The organism is Rhodococcus sp. NPDC047139 (genome assembly GCF_040643435.1).
Lineage (GTDB): Bacteria > Actinomycetota > Actinomycetes > Mycobacteriales > Mycobacteriaceae > Rhodococcus.
Window position 1 is genome coordinate 1 of the sequence record NZ_JBEYUH010000036.1, and the last position, 6,519, is coordinate 6,519.

Sequence of the window (6,519 nt, forward strand, 5' to 3'; positions counted from 1 at the left end):
GTGCCCAGGCACCCACTACCCCCTGCTCGGCCGGGCCTCATCTACTAGCTCGGCCCCCCCTTTGACCTGCGCATGAGCGCGGACGGGCGGGCCGACGATGCAACCGCCGGCCCGCCCAGATCACCAGCACAACCCCTGTGAGAGGACACCGATGATCGACCCCATGATCCCCCCGCTGCACGTCTCCGAGCTCTCCCACCTGCAAACCGTGGCCCTGTGGAACGTCGGCGCCGACGCCGGCCGGCACTACGTTGACCTGGACGGGTACGTGAACGACGACCGCCTGGCCGAGGCGTTGCGGTGCCTGGGCATGGCCGAGGCCGCCGAGGCGGTGCAGGCATGAGCGGCACGACATTGGCCGGCCGTATCGCCGCCGCCAAGGCCCAACTCGATGCCGTGTACCGCGAGGTGCGGGCCATCGCCGAGGCCGCCGGCATGTACGACCCCGAGACGTTCGGTGAGGCCGGCGAGGCGTCGCTACTCGAGGTCATCGACTCGCTCGCCGATGTGAACCTGGCGATCGGTCAGGCCGATGCGCCGTTCGAGTCGGCCGAGTGGCACGCCCGCAAGCTCGGGATCTAGCCCGACGACTTACGCCCCCCACCTGAACTACTGGGTGGGGGGCGTTCGTGCCTCTGAGAGTCGGTGGAACGTGTCATTCCGACGCCGACGCACATGCCGACGATCTCTAGGGGAAGCGGTACATAACAGGGAGATATGTGCACCGCTAAAGCACCCTCTGACCTGCGCGTATCACCAGAATGTGTATGAGCATGGCCGAAGATTGCACACCCTACTGCTACCGTTTCACTTACCTCGAACTTCGAGACGGACACCGCGGCCTCCGGCCGGGGCTGTGACCCCGTCACGAAGGGAGGTGGGGAGCTTGGGCATGCCTAAGCGAAAGACCCCGGTCAACTGGAACGCGATTAGGGCCGCAATCCAGCTGATCGAGGTCATCCTCAAGATCACTGATCTCTGGTGATCGAACGGTGTCGGTGTTTCCTTCGTATCCGCGGCGGAGCACCGGCACCGTTTTTCGTTGTGTATTACACGTTAGCTACACCGTACAGCTACAGCCAAAATTATCCAGAGTGATCTGGAGCGATCTGGAGTTGTTTCCTGTAATTCCTTCCGATCACCTTCTGGGCATCGAATCTGCATTGCCCTACGAAATTGGCGACGGATCGTGTCTAGCCCTGGCCCCTCGGGCGCGTAATTCGTGCGTCTACGGCGATCTGAGGGCGCGTTGTGCGCCATTCTCACGGCCGAGGCCGCCCGCCCCTAGCCCAGGGGTACCCCTCGGCCCGCCCATCGGCGTGTAGCGCGACACCGCCGAGCCCGGCCAGGCAGGATGCCGACCATGACCGAGGACACCAGCGGCCGGCCTCGCTGGTCGGTAGCCCAGGCCGCCAAGCGGGCCGGCGTCGCCCGCTCGACCATCCAGCGCTACCTCGCCAACGGCAAGATGCCGGGCGCCTACCGCGACGAGACCGGCGTCTGGTCCATCGGCGTCGAGGACCTGCTCGGGGCCGGCTTCCGGGTCGACGCGCCCACCCCGCCCGAGCAGGCCGCCGAGGGGGTGCCGCACGGTCAGGCCCAGGCCCCCGCCGTCGACCAGGCCGAGCAGGCCCGACGCATCGCCGAGCTCGAGGCCGAGCTGGCCGAGGCTCGCCGCCGGGCCGATGTCGCCGAGGCCGTCGCCCGTGAACGTTCCGAGCAGATCGGCGACCTACGGCGCACCATCGCCGCCCTCGAGGCCAGCCGATCCGACCGCACCCCACCGCCGCCGGCCCCGGCCCCACTAGCGCCCTCGCCGGCGCCCCCCGCTCGATCTCGGGGCCTGCTCGGCCGTGTCGCCGATCGCTGGGGCCTGTAGCACTTGCTTGAGCACTTGCTAGGCAAGGGCCGGATGTTCGGAACTACTTCCGTACATGTCCCGGCGGGACACCTACCGGGACACCTGGGGCGGGACACGGCACCGAGGCTGGCCTGGGCTTGCTAGGCGGCGGTCTCCCACCTGGCAATCAGTGCTGCGGCCACCTGCTCGGCGCCATGCCCAGCCTCGCGTGCACGCTCGACCGCGCCCAGCTCACCCTCGGTGAGGTCCTCGGGGTCGTAGCCCTCTTCACGCAGCGTGTCGTCGAACGTCTGACGCCACCAGGGGTCCACCTGCACGGCCATATCCCTATGGGACACGGTGGTCCCTGCATCGGCGGCGGCGACGATCTTGGGTTCGTCGGTGGCCTCGGGATTGGCGCTCGTGTTCGGTGCGGCCACCTCGTGTCCCATAGGGGTACTACCCCCGTTTATATGGGACACGACCTCACTCCCCCCCAGCCCATAAATCGCCGCCCTCGCCTTCCCCGGCTCGCCAGCCCTCCCGGTCGAGTGCTGCACGAGGAACCCCTTGGCCGCGAGGGCCTTGAGGGTGCGGGTGGCCGTGCGGTAGCCGACGCCGACCTCGGCCTCGATCGCGCGCCCCGGGCACGTGACGCGGAGCATGCCGCGCCGCTCGGTCTCGGCTACCACGTAGCGCATTACGGCCGTCTCTGTGGCGCTGAGGCCGTCGGAACCGGCGTCGAGGCGGTCGGCCCATGCGTAGGCGAGCTCGACGGCGTCGTCGGCGATCTCTTCGCGGGTGCGCATGCCGACGTTGTTGGAGTTGGCGACACCGGCGGCCCACGCCTTGCGTAGCGACTTGAGGGCTACGGGCATCGACGAGGTGCGGCCGTCGCGGCGGGTCATGACCTGTGCCCAGAGTCGGGACTTGGGGGCGGCGACCTCGTTGACGTACTGGGATTCGGTCCAGCCTCGGCGGTGGGCGCTCATGGCGATACGTACGCACATGCCGTAGACCTTGCGGCCGTCGGTGGTGGGGACGCCGTCGGTGATGGCGTCGACGGCCCAGCCGGGCAGTGCGCGGTCGAGGGTGCGGATGGGTTCAGTTGCGGTGGCGGTCTGGGCCACGGGCGTTTCCTTCGCTTCCGTGCACCCCTGCCCCTGCTGTCACAGATCGGCTCGACACGGCCACCATGTGGCACGTCTGTCGGCCTCGGCCTGTAAACTCATCCCTGGTTATGGCGGATGAGTGACAACCCTGGCGAGGGTGCAACATCTGACTTCTGAAACCCCCCCTTTGCTTGGCGGCTGGGGGGGTTTCGCTTTTCCAGGGGTGGCGGCCCCCGGTCAAACGACGAGGTTGATCCTATGCGCCGCCGTCGACACGCCCGCGATGACGCGCCGCCCTCGCCGGCATCCGGCCGCCCAGGTCCTACCCTCGAGCCTGTGACCAGCGACGACACCCCCGACTTCGACCGCCTCATCGCCGACCTCCGCGCCCGCCGCGACCTGGCGGCCGACCGCGCCACCGAGGCCGGCCTCGGCGAGATCGCCGACCTGGGCACCGTCGAGGTCACCATCGCCGAGCTCGACCAGCTCCTCGCCCGCCTCGACCAACTCGATGCCGAGCTCATGGCGAACGAGTTCATCATCGGCCAGCACGCCCGGCGCACCCGCGCCACCGCGGCCATGATCGACGCCCTCGAGCAGGCCACAGCCGGCCAGGACGGCCCCCTCGCCGACACCATCGCCGGCATCCTCCGCGACCGTTGACCTACGGATACGAGAACGGCCCCCTGGGGGAGAAAACCAGGGGGCCGTTCTCATGCGTCCTGTGGCCTCGTCGACGCCCCGAAAGGTTGAAACAACGTCGACGTTCACCCCCCCACACAAGAGGGCCGGTCACAGGCTCAAGCAAGGCGAGGCCGGCGGGCGCGGCCGTCTGCGTCTGGGTTCTACTCCCCAGCGGCCCGCGACGCGCACCAGCTCGCCCGTGTGGTCTTACGCGGCTCGGTCGGGCCGGCGGGCAGGCCCACCCTTGACCTGGTGCCGCTCGTCGATGGCCCGCACCTGGGCGAGCTTGAGCACACCCACCGGCGCCAGCATCGGCGCGTTGATATCCGCCGTCGACTCACGGATGAACCCGAGCATCCGCGCGAACGCCGACCGCATCGTCTGGGCGTGCGCCTCGTTCCGCTTGGCATCACCCAGACGCGGCAGACGGCGATACAGGGCCTCCTCGATCCGCTGCTCGGTGTCGACACCACCGATCTCACGGACACCGCGGGATGCGAGGTACGACGGCAGTTCCTCGAGCACCGTCGCCAGGTCCTCGGCCGCCACCGTCTCGACCAGGACCAATGCCGCACCCGGCCTGCTGGCGGCCGTCTCCGCGTCGAGCACCGACGCCGTACGCTGCCAGAACCGCGTCGCTCGCAGCTCGGCCGCCACCGCATCCGAGCCGGTCGGACGGGCCGTGAGCGCCGCCAACGCCGATCGGGTGGCCTCGCCCGCCTCGGTGATCCGCCGGCCGAGCTCCCCGTCGATCGCGTCGACATCGCTCGCCCACGACTTACTCGCGGCGATACGCCGAAGCGCGTCGAGGTGGCCCTCCTCGTCGAGGTGCGCCGACCGCGGCAGGTTGTGGTGAGAGTGGATCGCCTCGACGATGCCCTCGAGATGGGCATACAGGTCCGGGTAACTCGCGGTCGTCAGGTTAGGCACTGCCATGAGTAATCTCCAAGTCTAATTCTGCTGTGCCGCAACAATATCCGCGGCAACAAGGTCGGTAGTGAGATGATGCGGCCGTGGGACAAACCGCGGGACGCATGAGCGTGGGACGGCGGTTTCGCCGTTGAAGAAGAGAGGCCGGCGGGCGCTCACCCGAGGGCGTCGATCACCAGGCGGTCGGCCTCGCTTAGGTGGACGAGGGCCTCGGCCGGCGCCGTGTGGCGCTTCCACTCGTCGAGGTCGTCCTGGCGGTACGTCACGCGGCCGTTCGCGCCCTTGAGGTATGTCGGGCCTTCCCGGTAGTGGCGCCACTGGGCGAGGGTGCGAGGAGTCCTACCGAGGTACTCGGCCGCCTCGACCGTGTTCATCTCAGGGGAGGGGCCGCGGTCTCGGTCGCCGGTCGCGACGCACAGGCGAGCGGCCATGTCAGACCACTTGACCGGGGGTGACGACGCGGCGGGCGAGCCAGGCGTCGACATCGGCGCGTCGGTAGAAGATGCGGCGCCCCTCGGTGCGCACGAACGCCGGGCCGTAGCCGCGGCGCCGCCAGGTCGCCAGGGTGCGGCATGAGTAGTCGAGCAATGCAGCGGCCTCGTCGGGCCGCAGTAGGTCGTCGGGCATGGGGTCCTCGTGTCTGTCGTGTTCGCCGAGGACGGTAGGCCAGATCGGCCGGCGAGAGCGCCTAGTGACAGGACGTGGAGGGGCCGCGGGCCTACCGCCGAGGGGCGGTTTCGCGGCCTCGTTACAGCTCGAAAACGTCTCTACCTCGTGTGTTACATCTATGCCGAAAGATGTGTACAGTCCTGAGCATGACCACCCCCGAGAAGGACCGCCTACGCCTCGTCGTCATCACCCGCGTGTCCACCAACGGCCAGGTCGACGGCTACGGACTCGACGTGCAGGAGAAGGACTGCCGCAAGTGGGCGCGTGCCAACGGGCACAAGATCGTGAAGGTGTGCCGCGATGAGGGCATCACCGGGAAGGCCGGCGACGACGAGCGGCCCGGCCTCGCCGAGGCCCTACAGATGCTCGCCGACGGCGAGGTGGACGGCATCCTCGCTCCCAACCTCGACCGGGTAGCCCGCCAGCTCACCCAGCAGGAGGCCATCCTGTCGGTGGCCTGGGCGCACGGCGGCCGGGTGTTCACCGTTGACCGCGGCGAGCACCTCGCCGACGACGAGGACGACCCGATGCGCACGTTCGTTCGCCAGGTCATGGGCGCGGCCGCCCAACTCGAGCGTGGCCTCATCGTGAAGCGACTCAAGTCCGGCCGACGTGCCAAGGCCGAGCGGGGCGGCTACGCCACCGGCGCCCCCGCCTACGGCCAGCAGGCCGTCGAGCGTGAGCTCACCGAGCACCCCGCCGAGGCCGACACCTTGCGCCAAATGCGCGAGTGGGCCGACGAGGGCGTCGGGGTGCGCGAGATAGCCCGCCGCCTCAACGCCGCCGGCATCCCCTCCAAGCGGGGCGGGAAGTGGCACCCGACCACCGTGGCGCGCCTGGTCGACCCCGAGGCCCGCGCCTACGCCCGCCGGCAGTCGGCCTCGGCCCGAACCGCCGACCGCGAGCAGGCCCGCCGAGCCCGCGCCGACCGGGTCCTCGGCCGCCTTGCCGGCGGTGCCGCCGGATGAGCACTTGGACGGTCTACAGCGACACCAACCTCGACCGATGGCTCAACCACCGCGGCCGCCTCGACTGGGTGGCCGACGGCGAGACCACCGCCGCCCTCGCCGACCCCGACATGGCGTTCCCGCTCACCCCGACCGGGCCGATTCACCAGGGGATCCGCACCGAGGCCGGCCTGTTCGCGGCCGCCTTGCACGTCATTCCCGCCGCCCGATGGGTCGGTGAGGTGCCCAGGCACCCACTACCCCCTGCTCGGCCGGGCCTCATCTACTAGCTCGGCCCCCCCTTTGACCTGCGCATGAGCGCGGACGGGCGGGCCGA

At 69.5% G+C, this 6,519-nt stretch carries 10 protein-coding genes; 6 read left to right on the plus strand and 4 right to left on the minus strand.

Annotated elements, in window-relative coordinates; all coding sequences use genetic code 11:
• Window positions 1–151: 151 nt before the first annotated feature.
• The 3 genes from ABZ789_RS22445 (at window position 152) to ABZ789_RS22455 (ending at window position 1,879) form a co-directional block, all read left to right on the plus strand.
• Window positions 152–343, plus strand: coding sequence for a hypothetical protein (locus ABZ789_RS22445; protein WP_358428819.1), 192 nt, complete (start codon window positions 152–154; stop codon window positions 341–343).
• A complete protein-coding gene (locus ABZ789_RS22450) occupies window positions 340–582 on the plus strand; it encodes a hypothetical protein (protein ID WP_358428822.1) in 243 nt (80 codons plus the stop codon). Before ABZ789_RS22445 ends, ABZ789_RS22450 begins: the two co-directional genes overlap by 4 nt.
• A gap of 781 nt (window positions 583–1,363) precedes the next feature.
• Window positions 1,364–1,879 (plus strand): hypothetical protein, encoded by a 516-nt coding sequence (locus tag ABZ789_RS22455; RefSeq protein ID WP_358428825.1) that lies wholly within the window; start codon window positions 1,364–1,366, stop codon window positions 1,877–1,879.
• 122 nt (window positions 1,880–2,001) lie between these two features.
• Here ABZ789_RS22455 and ABZ789_RS22460 read toward each other — a convergent pair whose 3' ends face one another.
• Complete coding sequence (locus ABZ789_RS22460; RefSeq protein WP_358428828.1) at window positions 2,002–2,970, minus strand: hypothetical protein; 969 nt, start codon at window positions 2,968–2,970, stop codon at window positions 2,002–2,004.
• 318 nt (window positions 2,971–3,288) lie between these two features.
• Between ABZ789_RS22460 and ABZ789_RS22465 the strand changes: the two genes are divergently transcribed.
• Window positions 3,289–3,615: a hypothetical protein gene (locus ABZ789_RS22465; RefSeq protein ID WP_358428831.1), complete on the plus strand. Its 327-nt coding sequence runs from the start codon at window positions 3,289–3,291 to the stop codon at window positions 3,613–3,615.
• Window positions 3,616–3,843: 228 nt separating this feature from the next.
• On the opposite strand, the gene ABZ789_RS22470 is transcribed toward ABZ789_RS22465, so the two are convergent.
• From ABZ789_RS22470 to ABZ789_RS22480, 3 genes are all read right to left on the minus strand, one after another.
• On the minus strand, window positions 3,844–4,572 hold the full coding sequence (locus ABZ789_RS22470) for a hypothetical protein (RefSeq protein ID WP_358428834.1): 729 nt from the start codon (window positions 4,570–4,572) through the stop codon (window positions 3,844–3,846).
• Window positions 4,573–4,721: 149 nt separating this feature from the next.
• On the minus strand, window positions 4,722–4,940 hold the full coding sequence (locus ABZ789_RS22475; protein WP_358428837.1) for a helix-turn-helix domain-containing protein: 219 nt from the start codon (window positions 4,938–4,940) through the stop codon (window positions 4,722–4,724).
• A gap of 58 nt (window positions 4,941–4,998) precedes the next feature.
• Entirely contained in the window at window positions 4,999–5,193 is a 195-nt protein-coding gene (locus tag ABZ789_RS22480; protein ID WP_358428840.1) for a helix-turn-helix domain-containing protein, read from the minus strand.
• Window positions 5,194–5,381: 188 nt separating this feature from the next.
• Between ABZ789_RS22480 and ABZ789_RS22485 the strand changes: the two genes are divergently transcribed.
• Window positions 5,382–6,203 carry a recombinase family protein gene (locus ABZ789_RS22485; RefSeq protein ID WP_358428843.1) on the plus strand — a complete coding sequence of 274 codons (822 nt, stop codon included), beginning with the start codon at window positions 5,382–5,384 and terminating at the stop codon, window positions 6,201–6,203.
• Window positions 6,200–6,472 carry a hypothetical protein gene (locus tag ABZ789_RS22490; RefSeq protein ID WP_358428846.1) on the plus strand — a complete coding sequence of 91 codons (273 nt, stop codon included), beginning with the start codon at window positions 6,200–6,202 and terminating at the stop codon, window positions 6,470–6,472. Before ABZ789_RS22485 ends, ABZ789_RS22490 begins: the two co-directional genes overlap by 4 nt.
• Window positions 6,473–6,519: the final 47 nt, after the last annotated feature.